The following is a 16509-nucleotide window of genomic DNA, read 5'->3' as shown; positions in this document are numbered from 1 at the left end:
GCACCGCTACCCGGGCCAGTGGACACGGCGGCCGGTCGACGGATCTGCGCGCTCCGTAGTGTCTATTGCCGCCGCGCGCGCCCGGCCGGGCCTCAGACCGGGCAGGCGGACGCGGGGCCGGGCTCTGCCGCTCAGGACCGTTTTCGCGAGAACGCCTCGAGACGCTCGTCGGGGCTGAGCGCCGCCATGCGCGCCGTCCACTCCGGGGTGAACAATCCCGACGCCTCGACGTCGACCACGGGGACGACGGCGTGGGTGATCGTTTCGTCCCAGACGTGCACGAGGTGGAACGATCGCCCGGCATCCATACCGTTGACCGCGTCCGCGGGGCGCGCGAGATCCATCGTGTAGCAGGAGGCCGATGCGACGCTCACGGGAACGCCGGCGAAGGTGCCCGAGGTCGAGTAGTGCAGGTGCCCCGCCAGGATCGCCCGCACGTCGCTCCCGGCGATGGCCGCGGCGAGGCCCGGCTGGTCCCGCAGCTCGAGGATGTCGAAGAAGGGGATGTGCGTGGGCAGCGGCGGGTGGTGGAGCGCCAGGATCGTGCCCAGCGGAGCCGGCTCGGCGAGTTCGGCGCGCAGCCAGTCGAGTTGCGCGGCGTCGAGATCGCCGTGGTGCCAGCCGGGGACGCTCGAGTCGAGCGCGATGAGCCGCAGGCCGTCGAGATCCCAGACCCCCGTCACGGGTTGCTGCGTCGGCTCGGCGTCGAGGAGCCCTTCACGAAGGGCGGGGCGCTCGTCGTGGTTCCCGGCGACCCACACCACCGGTGCGCCCAGGCGCGAGGCCCACGGCTCGACCGCGTCGCGCAGCGCACGATAGGCCTCGGGCTCGCCGAGGTCGGTGAGGTCGCCCGTGAACACCACCGCATCCGGCCGCACCCCGGTCGCCTCGGCGGCCTCGAGCGTCCGGCGAAGGTGCAGCGCGGTGTCGTATCGGTCGCCGAGCAGACGATCGCCACCCAGCAGGTGTGTGTCGCTGAGGTGAAGGATCACGCGCGCCGCGGGCGCGTGTTGACCGAACTGCACGGATGCCATGTCTTCAGCCTACGAGGGGGCTCCGACATCGCGTCCGAGGTCTCAGTGACGCAAGAGGATCAGCAGCAGAGCACCGAGCACGGCTGCCGCGCACACCGCGAAGCAGAGGTACGCGCCGATCAACGACACGCGCTTCTGCGCGTCGCTCAGCGGGTTCTTCTTGGCCGCTTTGGCCACCGCCTTCTCGGCGCGGCGCTTCTGCTTGTCGGTGAGCACCGTGATGGCATCCGTGAACTCCGCCGGGGACACCAGCGGCGGGCGGCCACCGCGCACGAGCAGGCGCAGGCCGACCGAGTAGAACGTCACGACGATCGAGGCGCCGACGATCGCGGCGACGAAGACGTGGAGGAAGGCTTCCCAGTTGATCAGCATCAGGCGTCTCTCCCGACCTTGTCGCGCTCGAGACGGCGCTGACGACGCGTGGGTCCGGGCTTGCGGGGCACGTTGACCGCGGCCCCCGAGTCGGCGACCTCGCTCATCGCGTTGGCCGAGGTGACCGAGTCGCGCCGCGAGCGAAGGAACAGCCCCATGATGATGACGACGGCGATGACGGCGTCGACGGCGACCCCCCAGCCGCCCAGCCACACGACGATCAAAGCCGCGGCAGCTCCCACCGCACCGGCGGCGGGCAGGGTGAGGACCCAGCCGATCATGATGCGGCCCACGGTGTTCCAGCGCACGGTCGAGCCGCGGCGTCCGAGGCCCGAGCCGATGACCGAGCCCGAGGCAACCTGCGTCGTCGACAGGGCGAAGCCGAGGGCGCTGGATGCCAAGATCGTGGCGGCCGTGGAGGTCTCGGCCGAGAACCCCTGGGCGGGCTTCACGTCGGTGAGGCCCTTGCCGAGCGTGCGGATGATGCGCCAGCCGCCCATGTAGGTCCCGAGGGCGATCGTCAGCGCGCACGCGAAGACGACCCAGAGCTGCGGGTCCGGGTTCGACGTCGACTGCCAGCCCACCGTGATGAGGGCGAGCGTGATGACACCCATCGTCTTCTGGGCGTCGTTCGTGCCGTGCGCCAGGGCGACCAGCGACGAGGTGAAGATCTGGCCCCAGCGGAAGCCGTCGCGACCATCGGCCTTCATGTCGTAACGGCGGGTGATGCCGTACGCGATCTTGGTCACGGCGAAGGCGATGATCCCGGCCGTGAGAGGCGCGATGAGCGCCGGCAGGATGACCTTGCTCAACACCACGCCGGTGTCGATCGCCGAGGCACCCACGCCCACGAGCGTCGCGCCGATCAGGCCGCCGAACAGAGCGTGCGACGAGCTCGAGGGAAGTCCCAGAAGCCACGTGAGCATGTTCCACGTGATCGCGCCGATGAGGCCGGCGAAGATGATCGGCGGGAAGATGTCGGGACTCAGCTGGTCCTCGCGGATCATCCCGCCCGAGATGGTCTTGGCGACCTCGGTCGACAGGAACGCGCCCACCAGGTTGAGGCTGGCGGCCAGCAGGACGGCGACCTTCGGCTTCAGCGCACCGGTGGCGATGGGGGTGGCCATCGCGTTCGCGGTGTCGTGGAATCCGTTGGTGAAATCGAAGAACAGTGCCAGCGCGATGACCAGCACGATGATGAGGGCTGCGCTCTCCACCGTTCGCTTTCCGTGAGAAGGAAGAGGGGATGCCGACGGGATCGGCGCGACGAACGAAGAGTTCACCTGGAGTTCGACACCCGTTCACCGGGGTCGCCTCGACATCCTTTCACCGAGGACCGCGACGGTCAAACTTGCGCAGCGTCGAGGCGCCGGCATCCTGAGCATTCTCGCGGACCGATCACGCACGGGCGCACTAGCGTGGGACGGTGACCGATCTCGACCCGAAGCTCACCCCGCCCGTCGCCGACCGCCGCCCTGTCGCGCGAACCCACCACGGCGACACGTTCGACGATCCCTACGAGTGGTTGCGCGCCAAGGACGATGCCGAGGTTCTCGCGCACCTCGAAGCCGAGAACGCCTACACGGGTGAGCGCACCGCGCACCTCGCCCCCCTTCGCGACACGGTCTTCGGTGAGATCAAGGGCCGCACGCTCGAGACCGACCTGTCGGTGCCCGCGCGCCGGGGCGATTGGTGGTACTACGGTCGCACGGTCGCCGGGGCCCAGTACGGCATCCAATGCCGCGCCCCCCTCGACTCCCCCGACGACTGGACGCCGCCTACCCTCTCGCCCGACTCCCCCGTCCCCGGCGAGCAGGTGCTGTTCGACGGCAACGTCGAGGCCGAAGGCACCGAGTTCTTCTCGCTCGGCAGCTTCGAGGTCTCGAACGACGGCACGCGCATGCTCTACGGCATCGACGTCGCGGGCGACGAGCGCTACACCGTTCGCGTGCGCGACCTCACCACCGGCGAGACGCTCGCCGACGAGATCCCCGGCACCTTCTCGGGTGCGACGTTCTCGCCCGACGGGCGCTTCATCGTCTACACCACCGTCGACGACGCCTGGCGGCCCGACACCGTGTGGCTGCACGAGATCGGAACGCCCGTCGGCGACGACGCGAAGCTCTTCCACGAGCCCGACGATCGGTACTGGATCGGCGCCGACTTCACCCGCAGCGACCGCTTCCTCGTGATCGAGATGGGCTCGTCGATCACGAGCGAGGAGTGGATCCTCGATGCCGATGACCTCCGCGGCGAACCCCGCGTGGTGTGGCCGCGCCGCGAGGGCGTCGAGTACTCCTCCTCGCACGCCGTGGTCGACGGTGAGGACGTGCTGTACATCCTGCACAACGACGGCGCTCTCGATTTCGAGCTCGTGCGGGTCTCGGCATCCGATCCTCAGGGTCCGCGCGAGACGGTGATCGCGCACCGCACCGGCCACCGTCTGCTGGGCGTCGACACCTTCCGCGACTGGGGCGTGGTCGGCTACCGGCGCGACGGCCTCGCACGCCTGGGCATGCTGTCGTACGCCGACGGCGCCGTGACCGAGATCGGGTTCGACGAGCCGCTGTACAGTGTCGGCACCGGCGGCAACCCCGAATACGCACCCCCGGTGCTGCGCCTCGGCTACGGCTCGTTCGTCACCCCCGGCACCGTGTACGACTACGTCGTCGAGACCGGCGAACTGCTGCTGCGCAAGCGCCAGCCCGTGCTGGGCGGGTTCGACCCCGCAGACTACGGGCAGGCGCGCGTCTGGGCCCCCGCCGAGGACGGCACCCAGGTGCCCGTATCGCTCGTGTGGAAGCGCTCGTTCGGCGACCCCGGTTCGTCGCCCCGACCGGTGCACCTATACGGCTACGGATCGTACGAACACTCGATCGAGCCCGGCTTCTCGGTGCCGCGCCTGTCGCTGCTCGACCGAGGCGTCGTCTTCGCGGTCGCCCACGTGCGCGGCGGCGGCGAGATGGGCCGTCAGTGGTACGAAGACGGCAAGATGCGGGCCAAGCGCAACACCTTCACCGACTTCGTCGCCGCGGCGCGTCACCTCGTGGATGCCGGGTACACCACCCCCGACCGGATCGTCGCCGAAGGCGGAAGCGCCGGGGGCCTGCTCATGGGCGCCGTGGCGAACCTCGCGCCCGAGATGTTCGCCGGTGTGCTGGCCGACGTGCCCTTCGTCGATGCGCTGACGACGATCCTCGACCCCTCGCTCCCCCTCACCGTCATCGAGTGGGACGAGTGGGGCGACCCGCTGCACGATGCGGACGTCTACGCCTACATGAAGTCGTACTCGCCGTACGAGAACGTGCGCGAGGGCGTCGAGTACCCCCGCATCCTCGCGGTCACCTCGCTCAACGACACCCGCGTGATGTACGTCGAGCCCGCGAAGTGGGTCGCGCGCCTGCGCGAAGTCGGTGCCGACGCGCTGCTGAAGTGCGAGATGGTCGCCGGTCACGGCGGCGTCAGCGGCCGCTACAACGCCTGGCGCGAGCGCGCCTTCGAGATCGCGTGGTTGCTCGACGTGCTGGGCCTGGCGGAGTAAGCCCGACCCGCGTCTCGAACGCCCCGTCGCCTCGCGCGGCGGGGCGTTCGGCGTCTGGATTCCGCGGCGTTGCGTCATGAGAACAGGGGAAGTCACGAGAACAGGGCGAATCGGCCGGTTTCGCCCTGTTCTCGTCGCATCTCCTGTTCTCGTGACGAGCGCGCTGCTCCGACACTCGTCCCCAGGCCGCTCCTCCTCCGAACCATCCCCATTTCGTAGAAGCAGGGGACGACTGGCGTCTTCCGGCCGCGAGTCTGGTGCGATGGAACCCAGCCTGGTCGCATGGTTGACGGCACGCGGCGGCGTCGCGCACACGACCTCGGCTGCGGCTGCCGGCTTCGGCCCACGGGCGATCGCGGCGGCGGTGGCGACGTCGGAGGTGGAACGCATCCGGCGTTCCTGGATCGTCACGCCCGACTGTCCCTCGAGCCGGAAGAGAGCGGCATCCGTCAGCGGTCGGTCGACGTGCGTGAGCGCGGCTCACGACATGGGCCTGTGGACACCGCAGAGCGAAGACGTGCACGTGTGGGTGCCCGCCACGGCCTCGCGCCTCGACGACGCACGTCTGCGACTGCATCGCGCCACTGCACCCATACCCCTGATACGCACCGATCCCCTCGAGCCCATCGTCAACGTGCTGTTCCACGTCGCTCGCTGCCTTCCTCCCGTCGACGGTCTCACCGTGTGGGAATCCGCACTTCGGTCGAAGAACGTGGATGCCGACACCCTGGCGGCGGTGGGTTGGCGCTCGACCCGCGCCTCGAGGTTCGCGCACGTCGCCACGTTCCTCTCCGACTCGGGCCTCGAGACGCACTTCCGCGAGCTGATGCTCGCGATCGGCGTCCGCCTTCGGCAGCAGGTATGGGTCGACGGGCACCCGGTCGACGCCGTGATCGGCGAGCGCCTGGCGATTCAGATAGATGGGTTCGCTTTCCACAGCTCACCGACGGACCGGCGCCGCGACCTCCGCCAGGACGCCCGGCTGGTGCTGCGCGGGTACACGGTCCTCCGCTTCGACTACGTGCAGATCCTGTTCGAGCCCGCCTATGTGATCGACACCGTGCGCCTCGCGATGGCGCAGGGACGCCACCTCTGCCCGTCCCGCTGAGTCGTTCCGCCCGGTCCGCCCCCCCCTGCGTCACCAGAACAGGGCACGCCACGAGAACAGGAGTAAATCGCCCCGATTCCCCTGTTCCGGGCGCACCGCCCTGTTCTCGTAACGGCCCGGAGGAAGCGCATGCGTCAGGCCGACCCGCCCACCGAATCGATACCGCGGCCCTTCCACGTCACGAGAACAGGGGATGCCACGAGAACAGGAGGAAACCGCCCCGATTCCCCTGTTCCGGGCGCACCGCCCTGTTCTCGTGTTAATCCGGAGGAGGCACCCCGCCCGCCCGACCCCACAGCGCAACACCCCCCTACAGCGCGACGCCCCACCCCGCACGAGGCGGGACGGGGCGTCGACGCACCGAAGCTCAGCCGAAGAGGGCTGCGGCCTCTTCGTAGCGGTACAGGGGCACGCTGTTGAGCTCGCCGAGGGCGTCGGCGAAGGGGACGCGCACGATGTCGGTGCCGCGCATCGCCACCATCTGGCCCCACGCGCCTTCGTGGAGAGCGTCGGCGGCGTGCAGACCCAGGCGCGTGGCGAGGACGCGGTCGAAGCCCGAGGGCGAACCGCCGCGCTGGATGTGTCCGAGCACGGTGGAACGGGTCTCGATGCCGGTGAGGCGCTCGATCTCGGGCGCGAGCAGCTCGCCGATGCCGCCCAGGCGGGGACGGTTGAAGGCATCGAGGCCCTTGTCGCTGAAGGCCTCGTCCATGCCCGTGAGCTTGAAGCCCTCCGACACGACGACCAGGGGCGCGCGACCGCGGTCGTGCGCGCGGGTGACCTGCTCGACGATCTCGTCGATCGACATCGGCACCTCGGGGATGCAGATCACGTGGGCACCCGCGGCGATACCCGCGTGCAGGGCGATCCAGCCGACGTGACGGCCCATGACCTCGGCCACCATGCAGCGCTGGTGCGAGTCACCGGTCGTTCGGAGGCGGTCCATGGCATCCGTTGCGATGTTGACGGCCGTGTCGAAACCGAACGAGTAGTCGGTGGCGCGGAGGTCGTTGTCGATCGTCTTGGGGACGCCGAGCACGTTGATGCCGTCCTTCGACAGACGGTCGGCCGCGGCCAGCGTGCCTTCGCCGCCGATGGCCAGGATGCCGTCGAGCCGGTGCCCGTACATGGTCTTGGAGATGTTCTCGGCGCCGCCGCGTGCCCCCTCGTAGGGGTTGGTGCGGCTCGTGCCGAGGATGGTGCCGCCGACCTTGGACAGGCCCTTCACCTCATGACGCGTGAGCGGGAAGAAGTCGCCGTCGACCACGCCGCGCCAGCCGTCGCGGATGCCGACGAACTCGATGTCGTAGTTCGTCGTGCCCTTGAGCACGACGCCACGGATGACCGCGTTCAGCCCGGGGCAGTCGCCGCCGCTGGTCAGGATGCCGATCTTCATGGGCAGAGTCCTCTGGTGCTGTGGTTCGGGTGAAGGGGTCGGCGCCGTTGCCGTCTTCGACCCTATCGCCGCGGGCGGGACTGCTGCCACACGGTGACGGACGGGCGGTGGTCCCTCGGCCGACCCCGCAGGCCGCTCCTACGCCCGCCGCCATCGCCCATCACTCGCGCCGCGATCGACCGACCACGTCTCCTCCGAGCGGGAGGGGACGACCGTGTCGAACCAGAACGTCTCATCGGGGCCCCACCCCGCGAGCAGACTCGCGCCGCCGTCTCCGAGGTCGACGACGCGTCCCGCGGTGGTCAGGTATCCGGCGACCGTCAGGTGGACGCCGACGGCTTCGTCCGCGACAGCCGCCCAGTCCGGCTGAACCCAGTCGCCCACACGGCCCGTGGTCATCTCCCAGACGTAGCGGCGGGAGGCGGTGACGACCAGCGGATGCCGACGGCATAGTCGCGCCCATGCCTCGGGGCCGTCGATCTCGATGACCTCCCCCTCGGGGACCCGCACGGGCTGGACGCGGGCCGTCTCCCAGCCGAACGAGTCCTCGACGAGAGTCAGTCCGAGGGGCTCTCCCCCACGGCGCGCACGGGTCGAGCGAGGAAGATCCTGCGGCGGTGTCGACCACCACACCCCGGAGACGTCCTGTCCGGCGTACTCCGTCGCGAACTGCGTCTCTTCGGCCTCCATCGAAGCGCGCCACCGCGAGAGCCGGGCGCGCAGAGGCTCCTCGGACGACCTCTTCGATTCCCAGAAGACACAGGCCTGGGCAGCGCGCGCGACCGGCTCCGTCCACCAGCTGATCGACGGGTCACGGCTGACCGACTCGGCCACGGGCTCGAGCGCGGCGAGGACCTCCTCCGTCGTCACCAGGACGTCCTCTCCCGACGGCGGCTGCCAGTAGGCGGCGAGGTCGACCGCCACCGCCAAGGCGGTATCGAGCACGGCCGGGTCGATGTGCGGTCGCACCGCGCCGAGCGCGATGGCGGCCTCGGCAGGGCTCACCTCGGGCTCGACGAAGGAGGTCGCATCGCCCGCGAAGGCGATGACGGTGCCTCGGTGCTCGTCGAACGGTCGCGCGGCCCACGACACCGCCCACGCGGCCCTCTGCACCGCCGGACCGTCCCCCTGGGCGAGAAGCACTTCGAGGCACAGCCGTCGTCCTCGGGGTCCGGCCAGCAGCGCGGAGGGGTCCAGGGTCATGTCCCCGACGTTAGTTGCCGGCCGTCGCACCGGCCACGCACGAACGCCCCGACGCCGTAGCGACCGGGGCGTTCGAGGGGAGAACCGGATCAGGCCGCGCCGAGCGCCTGACGCAGCAGATGCATGAGCGCCGACAGCTGAACCGAATCGCTCGAGCCGGGCTCGATCGCCTGGCCGTCGAGGGCGCGGGCCGCGAGGCCTTCCTTCGAGTCGATGAGCTCGGCGATCTTGGTGTCGATCGTGTGTGCGGCGATGATGCGCCACGCGGTCACGGGCTCCTCCTGACCGATACGGTGCACGCGGTCGATCGCCTGGGTCTGCTCGGCGGCGGTCCACGACAGCTCGGCGAGCACGACGTTGGACGCGGCCTGCATGTTCAGGCCGACACCGGCGGCCGTCAGCGAACACACCGCGATGCCGACGTCGGGGTCGCCGTTGAAGGCGTCGATCGCGGCCTGGCGCGCGGTCGAGGTCTGCTCCCCGCGCACCGAGACGGCCTTGAGGCCGGAGGCCTTGAAGTGGGCCTCCGCGGCATCCATCACGTCGATGTGCTTGGCGAAGAAGACGACCTTGCCGACGGAGCGCTGCAGTTGCACGGCGTAGTCGGCGGCGAGGTGCGCCTTGGCCTGACCGATGCGGCGGACCATCGTGAAGACGTTCTCGCTCCCCGAGCCTGCGGCCTTGGATTCCTCGAGCTCGCCGTGGGCGACGAGACGCACGATGTCCTCGTCGATCTCGCCGGCGGCGGAGCCCCGGTCGCCGCGCGCCTCGATGATGCGGCGGTACTTCGCCGCGAGACGGGCGCCGAGTTCGCGCTCGGCCTGGCGGATCGAGCGGCCGAACTCGTCGTCGAGCTCGACCGGTAGGTCGGCCACGAGCTTGTCGGGCAGGTCGGCGGCGACGTCCTTCTTCTTGCGCCGCACGATGCCCATCGAGATCACGGCCTCGCGCGCCTCGGGGTAGAACGCCTTGTCCGCGGGCGTCAGACCCGTGGCATCCAGCTTCTCCATGAGCTCGGGACCGGGCTTCTCGCCGTTCGTCCAGCCGAGGAAGCGCCAGATCGCGTCGAAGTCCTCGACGTCGTTGATCAGCGGGGTACCGGTCAGCGCCAGCAGGAGCGGGTCGCGGGTCTGCTGACGGACACGGGATGCCAGGGCCAGCACGTTCTGCGAGCGCTGCGACGTGAGGTTCTTGATGAAGTGCGCCTCGTCGACGACGATGCCCTTCAGCCCGATCGACGACAGCCATGAGAGGTGTCGGTCGAGGATCTCGTAGTTGACGATGAAGATGTCGGCGAAGGCGTCGATGTCGGCGCCGCCGCCCGAGATGACGGTGGCGCGCCGCTGGGGCGTCCATCGCTGCACCTCGCGGGCCCAGTTCATCTTCACGACGTTGGGCACGACGACCAGCAGCGGGTACGCGTCAGCGACGGATGCCGCGAGCACCGACTCCGCGGTCTTGCCGAGGCCCGGCTCATCGGCCAGCAGGAACGAGCGGTGGCCGGTGCGGACGGCCTCGAGGAACCGCGACTGGTGCGGCATGACCTCGAGCCCGCGCGGCGAGAGACGGTCGAACTCGGGGACGGGCGGCAGCTCCATGCTCGCGGCCGACCCGCCTGCGCCGGTCTCGAACGCCTTGTACAGCGGTCCCATGAGTTCCCAGCCGTCGAGGCGACGACGGGGGGCGTCCCCGGTCGAGCGGGGAGTGAGGTCGGGTGCGAGGAAGGGGTTCGCCATCTGGCGCGCCTCGATCGAGGCGGGGATGACCTGCTTCTCGGCGAGCGCCGCGGGAACGACCGGGGCGACCTTCGGCGTGTTGTCGGTGATAATGAGCTCGTCGGGCGGCAGCTCGGCACCCGATTCGAGCAGCCAGTCGCGGCGCATACGACGGGCGACCGGCGAGGTGGCCTGGTCGACCTCGAGCAGCTGGATCAGCGAGGTGTCGCGGGCGGCGGTCTTCGCGAGGATCGTCGCGACCCCGTCGAGGCGCTTGAGCAGCTCGGCGCGTGCGGCGTCGGTGATCTCGGTGTCGGCCTTGACCCGGGCGCGCTCCTCGCGGACGAGGAAGGCGATCACCTGGAACTTGACGCGGTTGGTGGGCCCGAGCTTTCCGCGCTGCGCCTTCGCCTCGATCTCGCGCACCTTGCGGGCGAGGATCGGGATGACGGGTGCTTCGTCGTCGCGTCGGGATGACGTGGTCTTCCTGCGTCGTTGGCTCGAGCCTCGGGACGCGGTTGCCGTAGTCGGCATGCTCCTCCTGAGCGTGTCGTCCGGATGACAATCCGGAGCGTCCGGCGAATGCCGGTGGATCAGTGACCCCGGGGATTCGTCGCTCGAACCGCCGCCGAAGAAGCGGTGTCGGCGACCCGCAACGCGTCTATGCCGAAACGGCTCGCGAGGACAGCGGAGATCGGGGTCGAGATCATTCTAGCGGCCGGAAGCCGCTTTCCGCGTGAGGCGGAGGAATTCGTCGCCGCCCAGGACGCTGAGTGAGGATCCTCCGCACCTCACCGGGTCTCACGCCGCGCGGCGCAGCCTCAGGCTGTTCAGCACGACGAACACGCTCGAGAACGCCATCGCGGCCCCGGCCAGCATCGGGTTCAACAGGCCCAGCGCCGCGAGCGGCAGCGCGGCGACGTTGTACGCGAACGCCCAGAAGAGGTTGCCGCGGATGATCCGCATCGTGCGCCGGCTGAGGGCGAGGGCGGTGACGATGCCCCGCGGGTCGTCGCGCATGAGAGCCACGTCGCTCGCGTGCAGCGCGGCATCCGTCCCTCCGCCCATCGCGATACCCAGATCGGCGGATGCCAGGGCCGCGGCGTCGTTGACTCCGTCGCCGACCATCGCGACGGTGCGTCCCTGGGCGCGTAGGGCCGTGATCTCGTCGACCTTCCCTTCGGGTAGGACCCCCGCGCGTACGCGTTCGATGCCCAGTGCATCGGCGACGGCACGGGCCACGTGCTCGTTGTCGCCGGTGAGGAGCACGGGCTCCAGGCCCATGGCCTTCAACTGCGCGACCGCTCGGGCGCTCTCGGGGCGGACCGTGTCGGCCACCTCGATGACGACTCGGGCGTGCGGGGCACCGTCGGGACCGGCCCACCCGGCCACCACGACGGTGCCGCGCCGTTCCCCCGCCTCGACGGCGTCGGCGAGCGCCGCGGGCAGCTGCGCGCCGAGGTCCGCGGCGAGCGCCGGACGACCGGCGAACACCCGTACGCCGTCCACGGTCGCGGTGACCCCGCGGCCGGGCAGGGCCTCGAGGTCGGTGGCGACCGGCCCCTCGCCCGCGGCGGCGACGATCGCGTGGGCGATGGGGTGCTCCGCCCCGCGTTCGACGGCGGCGACGCGCCGCAGGGCGTCGGAGGCATCCTGAGCATCGGCGGTTGTGACGCGCGCGACGCTCATCCGGCCCGAGGTGAGAGTGCCCGTCTTGTCGAGCACGACCGTGTCGATGCGCTCCGCGGACTCGAGTGCCGCGGGTCCGGTCACGAGGATGCCGAGCTGCGCTCCGCGACCGGTGCCGACGAGGATCGCGATCGGGGTCGCAAGTCCCAGGGCGCAGGGGCAGGCGATGATGAGCACCGCGACGGCCGCGGTGAAGCCGGCGGCCACGGGCTGCCCGGCGACGAGCCACGCGACGAGGGTCAGGGCGGCGAGCGCGATGACGACGGGCACGAAGACGCCGGAGATTCGGTCGGCGAGCCGCTGCACGCGACTCTTGCCGAGCTGGGCGTCCTCGACGAGGCGGGCGATACGGGCCAGGCGGGTCTGCTCCCCCACTCCCGTCGCGCGGACGACCAGTCGCCCGCCCGAGGCGATCGTGCCGCCGGTGACGGTGTCCCCGGGGCCGACGTCGACGGGCAGCGCTTCTCCGGTCAGCATGCTCTCGTCGATCGAGGCACGCCCTTCGAGCACCTCCCCATCGGTGGCGACCGTGGCGCCCGGCCGCACGACGAAGGCATCGCCCACCGAGAGCCGGTCGATGTCGATGCGTCGTCCGTCGGCGAGTTCCGCCTCGCGAGCGCCGAGGTCGAGCAGGGCGCGCAGCGCCGCGCCGGCCCGCCGGGTGGATCGCTGCTCGATGACGCGCCCGAGCAGGAGGAACACCGTCACCGCGGCCGCGACCTCGAAGTAGACGACGGAGGTCGCGTCGTGCACCGGGCCGAAGAGCATGACCTCATGCCGGATGCCGATCCGCCCGGCCGTTCCGAAGACGAGCGCCCACACGCTCCACAGGTAGGCGGCGAAGGTGCTCAGGGTGATGAGGGTGTCCATGGTCGCCGCGCCGTGGCGCGCGTTGCGCAGCGTCGCACGATGGAAGGGCCAGCCGCCCCAGAGCACGATCGGTGTCGTGAGAACGAGCGAGACCCACTGCCAGCCCGGGAACTGCCACGCCGGGATCATCCCGAGGGCGACCACCGGCACGGCGAGGGCGAGCGAGACCCACAGACGGACGCGCAACGGGGTGGAGCCGGGCGCGTCGCCGGTGTCGTGGACGTGGCCGGCGTGGTCCGCAGCCACGTCGAGCGCGTGGCCGGTCGCCGCATCGATCTCGCCGCCGGGCGCGGGAACGGCGACGGCATCGGGCGCCGAGGTGCCGGCATCCGCTCGCTCGCCCGTGGGGGTCGGCAGAGGGGCGGATGCCGCCACACCCGCCGCCGGCCGAGAGGCGGGGCGCGGACGGACGGTGGCGTCGTATCCGGCGGAGCGGACGGCGTCGACGAGGGCAGCGGGGTCGAGGTCGGCGGGGTAGCGCACCCGCGCGGTCTCGGTCGCCAGGTTCACCGCGGCCTCGACGCCCTCGACGCGGCCGAGCTTCTTCTCGACGCGGGCGACGCAGCTCGCGCAGGTCATGCCTTCGATATCGAGCACGGCCTCCGCGGTCGGTGCTTCGGTGCTCTCGGCCATGGCTCCTCCTCCGGTCACTCCGTTCTCAACACGATACCCCCTGGGGGTATTCCCGGGGCCGGATCCCGTCCGGGCCGCCCACCCGCCCGCGCCGGCCCGCGCGACCCTACGCTGGAGTCATGGCCGACACGATGACAAGCGAGCAGCGGGTCGTCCTGGCGGTTGCCGTTCTGGCGTCGTTCGTGTCGTTCCTCGACGGGACCGTGGTCAACGTCGCTCTCCCCGCGATCGCGGGCGAACTCGGCGGCGGCCTGTCGACGCAGCAGTGGGTCGTGGACGCCTATCTCGTGACCCTCGGGGCATTCATTCTCGTCGCGGGTTCGCTGAGCGATGTGCTGGGGCGCGTCGTCGTGCTGCGGATCGGCCTCATCGGCTTCGGCATCACCTCTCTCGCGATCGCCGCAGCCCCCACGGCCGAGTTCCTCATCGTCGCCCGAGCGCTGCAGGGCATCGCCGGCGCGCTCCTGGTCCCGAGCTCGCTGGCCCTGATCACATCGACGTTCCGCGGACCCGCGCAGGCCCGCGCGATCGGCATCTGGACCGGCGCGACCACCGTCGCCATGCTCGCCGGCCCTCTCATCGGCGGCATCTTCGTCGACACGCTCTCGTGGCGCCTGGTGTTCCTCGTGAACGTCCTGCCCATCGCGGTGACCCTGTGGTTGCTCGCCCGCCTCGGGCACCGCGACCACCGTCGTCCCGGCGCGCGCGTCGACATCCTCGGGGCCGTGCTGTGCGCCCTGGGACTCGGCGGCATCGTCTTCGCCCTCATCGAACAGCCGAACCTCGGGTGGGCCTCGCCGGTGATCTGGGTGCCCGGGGTCATCGGCATCCTGTCGTTCGCGGGTTTTCTCGTGCGCCAACGCACGGCGCGCGACCCGATGATGCCGCTCGACCTGTTCCGCTCGCGCAACTTCTGGGCGGGAAATCTCACCACCGTCTTCGTCTACGCAGCCCTGTCGCTCAACGGCTTCGTCCTGAGCGTGTACCTGCAGCAGGGCGCGGGGCTGCCGGCCACCCTCGCGGGACTCGCATCGCTGCCGAGCACGGTGCTGATGATCCTGCTCAGCTCACGGATGGGCGCGCTCGCGGGGCGTTTCGGACCGCGCCTGTTCATGACGCTCGGCCCGATCGTGATGGCCGTGGGCGCCCTCCTGCTGCTGAACGTCGGCGGCGACTTCGCCTACGTCACGCAGGTGCTGCCCGGAGTGATCGTGTGGGGCCTGGGCCTGACCGCCACGGTGTCCCCCCTCACGGCGGCCGTGCTCGGCGCGATCGACACCGAACGATCGGGCATCGCCTCGGCCGTCAACAACGCCGTCTCGCGCGTAGCGGGACTCCTCGCGATCGCCGCGGTGTCGGCGGTCGTGGGCGGCTCGCTCGATCTCGACGGCTTCCACCGCGCTGCCGTCTTCACCGCGGCGCTGATGATGCTCGGGGCTGCGGCGTCGTTCCTCGGCATCCGGAATCGGTTGCCCCGGCAGGACTGAGCGACGGACCCGGGCGTCACGCGCACCCGGAGCGGTGTAGCGGTGCCCGAGCGGCCCCGAGGCCACGGACGACGCCGCGAAACCGCGCCCTCTCCGCGCTCAGCGCAGAATGGCCCGCGCCCGCTCCACGTCGTCGGCCATCTGCACCAGGAGGGCGTCGATGCCGTCGAAGGCCGTCATCTCGCGCACCCGCTCGACGAAACGCACCTCGACATGATGGCCGTACAGGTCGAGGCCGGTCTCATCGATCACGTACGCCTCGACCTGGCGTGCGTGCACGTCGTCGAACGTGGGATTGGTGCCGACGCTGATCGCGGCCGGGTAGCTGATGCGCCGCGCGCCGTCGACGTCGACGAGCCAGCCGGCGTAGACACCGTCAGCGGGGACGAAGCCCTCGAGTTCGGGCGAGAGGTTCGCGGTGGGGTAGCCGAGCTCGCGGCCGCGCTTGAGTCCGTGCACGACTTCGCCCCACACCGAGGGCGCACGACCGAGCAGGCGCGCAGCCGTGGCGACGTCGCCGACCGACAGCGCCTCGCGTATCCAGGTGGACGACACCCGCCGATCGGCGTGCACCGCGCGCACATCCTCCACCACGTCGACGCGGAACCCGTGCTCGGCGCCCATACGCGTCAGCAGGTCGGGGTCGCCCTCTCCCCCGGCGCCGAACCGGAAGTCACGGCCCACGAGCACCGTTCGCGCCTGCAGCGCCTCCACGAGCACCCGCAGCGCGAAGTCGTGGGCGGGGATGGCCGCCAGCTCCTCGTCGAAGGTCAGCAACAGGGTGGCATCCACCCCGGCCCGCTCGAGCAGCTCGAGCTTCTGGTGCGGTCCGATCACATCGGGCGGACATTTCTCGGGGCGCAGCACGCTCAACGGGTTGCGGTCGAAGGTCACCGCGACCACGCGCGCTCCGTCGGACGCGTCGATGCGCGCCCGGTCGATCACGGCGCGGTGCCCGGCGTGGACGCCGTCGAACTTGCCGATCGCCACCACCGAGGGACCGAAGTTCTTCGGCACCTCCGCGGGCTCGCGGAACACGATCACCGGGTCGCCCGACGATGACGCATGAGCCACCACAGTCCGAGGAAGGGCAGCACGAGGGGGATGAACAGGTATCCGTATCCGTAGACCGACCACACCGTCGGGTGCTGGAACAGCTCGGGGAGCACGAGACTCAGGGTTCCCACGACGAGGACACCCACCAGCTCGAAACCGATGGCGATCCACGCGATGCGGTACCAGGTCGGTCGCGCCGAGAAGACGAGCGCGAGGGTGGCGAGGATGTACACGACCGCGGCGAGGGCCGACAGCGAGTACGCGAGCGGGGCGTCGTCGAACTCGCGAACGATCTGCACGAAGGAGCGGCCGGTGGCGGCGAGCGCCATGATGCCGTAGACGACGACGAGGACACGGCCGATGCCGGTCATCCCCCGGGAGCGGGTGGGAGTGGTGGATGCCATG

At 70.6% G+C, this 16509-nt stretch carries 12 protein-coding genes; 3 read left to right on the top strand and 9 right to left on the bottom strand.

Going from position 1 to position 16509, the window contains the following annotated elements; translation table 11 throughout:
* Positions 1-131 precede the first annotated feature (131 nt).
* From QE416_RS10435 to QE416_RS10425, 3 genes are read right to left on the bottom strand one after another with little or no spacing between them, the layout of a single operon-like run.
* Entirely contained in the window at positions 132-1034 is a 903-nt protein-coding gene (locus QE416_RS10435; protein WP_267786598.1) for a phosphodiesterase, read from the bottom strand.
* A 42-nt stretch (positions 1035-1076) separates the two neighbouring features.
* Positions 1077-1406 carry a peptidase gene (locus QE416_RS10430; RefSeq protein ID WP_267786597.1) on the bottom strand — a complete coding sequence of 110 codons (330 nt, stop codon included), beginning with the start codon at positions 1404-1406 and terminating at the stop codon, positions 1077-1079.
* On the bottom strand, positions 1406-2623 hold the full coding sequence (locus QE416_RS10425) for an inorganic phosphate transporter (protein WP_267786596.1): 1218 nt from the start codon (positions 2621-2623) through the stop codon (positions 1406-1408). The genes QE416_RS10430 and QE416_RS10425 overlap by 1 nt, the downstream gene beginning before the upstream one ends.
* Positions 2624-2832: 209 nt before the next feature.
* Between QE416_RS10425 and QE416_RS10420 the strand changes: the two genes are divergently transcribed.
* Together QE416_RS10420 and QE416_RS10415 are read left to right on the top strand one after the other, a co-directional pair.
* Positions 2833-4947 carry a S9 family peptidase gene (locus QE416_RS10420; protein ID WP_307315937.1) on the top strand — a complete coding sequence of 705 codons (2115 nt, stop codon included), beginning with the start codon at positions 2833-2835 and terminating at the stop codon, positions 4945-4947.
* A gap of 262 nt (positions 4948-5209) precedes the next feature.
* Entirely contained in the window at positions 5210-6055 is an 846-nt protein-coding gene (locus tag QE416_RS10415; RefSeq protein ID WP_307315935.1) for an endonuclease domain-containing protein, read from the top strand.
* Positions 6056-6422: 367 nt separating this feature from the next.
* Here QE416_RS10415 and QE416_RS10410 read toward each other — a convergent pair whose 3' ends face one another.
* The 4 genes from QE416_RS10410 to QE416_RS10395 form a co-directional block, all read right to left on the bottom strand.
* Positions 6423-7451, bottom strand: a complete 1029-nt coding sequence (locus tag QE416_RS10410; protein WP_141375580.1) for a 6-phosphofructokinase — start codon at positions 7449-7451, stop codon at positions 6423-6425.
* Positions 7452-7589: 138 nt separating this feature from the next.
* Positions 7590-8654, bottom strand: coding sequence for a hypothetical protein (locus tag QE416_RS10405; RefSeq protein WP_307315932.1), 1065 nt, complete (start codon positions 8652-8654; stop codon positions 7590-7592).
* Between the two features lie 89 nt (positions 8655-8743).
* The gene (locus tag QE416_RS10400) at positions 8744-10903 is read right to left on the bottom strand and encodes a DEAD/DEAH box helicase (protein ID WP_210071919.1); all 2160 of its coding nucleotides are present in this window, start codon (positions 10901-10903) and stop codon (positions 8744-8746) included.
* 267 nt (positions 10904-11170) lie between these two features.
* A complete protein-coding gene (locus QE416_RS10395) occupies positions 11171-13561 on the bottom strand; it encodes a cation-translocating P-type ATPase (protein WP_307315930.1) in 2391 nt (796 codons plus the stop codon).
* Positions 13562-13680: 119 nt separating this feature from the next.
* On the opposite strand from QE416_RS10395, the gene QE416_RS10390 reads away from it, so the two are divergent.
* Positions 13681-15048 carry an MFS transporter gene (locus QE416_RS10390; protein WP_307315927.1) on the top strand — a complete coding sequence of 456 codons (1368 nt, stop codon included), beginning with the start codon at positions 13681-13683 and terminating at the stop codon, positions 15046-15048.
* Positions 15049-15147: 99 nt separating this feature from the next.
* Here the strand turns inward: QE416_RS10390 and QE416_RS10385 are convergent, their stop codons facing one another.
* Positions 15148-16092: a bifunctional riboflavin kinase/FAD synthetase gene (locus QE416_RS10385; RefSeq protein WP_210071922.1), complete on the bottom strand. Its 945-nt coding sequence runs from the start codon at positions 16090-16092 to the stop codon at positions 15148-15150.
* Entirely contained in the window at positions 16089-16508 is a 420-nt protein-coding gene (locus tag QE416_RS10380; RefSeq protein ID WP_307315925.1) for a hypothetical protein, read from the bottom strand. Before QE416_RS10380 ends, QE416_RS10385 begins: the two co-directional genes overlap by 4 nt.
* Between the last annotated feature and the right edge of the window lies 1 nt (position 16509).

The sequence above is a fragment of the Microbacterium sp. SORGH_AS_0421 genome, from assembly GCF_030818635.1.
Lineage (GTDB): Bacteria > Actinomycetota > Actinomycetes > Actinomycetales > Microbacteriaceae > Microbacterium.
Note: the sequence above shows the minus strand (reverse complement) of the source record. Positions and strands in the feature narration are given on the sequence as shown.

Bases quoted from the DNA above. Each gene is read 5' to 3' on its own strand.
- QE416_RS10405 (WP_307315932.1), bottom strand. From the start codon at position 8,654: ATGACCCTGGACCCCTCCGCGCTGCTGGCCGGACCCCGAGGACGACGG.
- QE416_RS10415 (WP_307315935.1), top strand. From the start codon at position 5,210: ATGGAACCCAGCCTGGTCGCATGGTTGACGGCACGCGGCGGCGTCGCG.
- QE416_RS10430 (WP_267786597.1), bottom strand. From the start codon at position 1,406: ATGCTGATCAACTGGGAAGCCTTCCTCCACGTCTTCGTCGCCGCGATC.
- QE416_RS10410 (WP_141375580.1), bottom strand. From the start codon at position 7,451: ATGAAGATCGGCATCCTGACCAGCGGCGGCGACTGCCCCGGGCTGAAC.
- QE416_RS10435 (WP_267786598.1), bottom strand. From the start codon at position 1,034: ATGGCATCCGTGCAGTTCGGTCAACACGCGCCCGCGGCGCGCGTGATC.
- QE416_RS10400 (WP_210071919.1), bottom strand. From the start codon at position 10,903: ATGCCGACTACGGCAACCGCGTCCCGAGGCTCGAGCCAACGACGCAGG.
- QE416_RS10390 (WP_307315927.1), top strand. From the start codon at position 13,681: ATGGCCGACACGATGACAAGCGAGCAGCGGGTCGTCCTGGCGGTTGCC.
- QE416_RS10395 (WP_307315930.1), bottom strand. From the start codon at position 13,561: ATGGCCGAGAGCACCGAAGCACCGACCGCGGAGGCCGTGCTCGATATC.
- QE416_RS10380 (WP_307315925.1), bottom strand. From the start codon at position 16,508: ATGGCATCCACCACTCCCACCCGCTCCCGGGGGATGACCGGCATCGGC.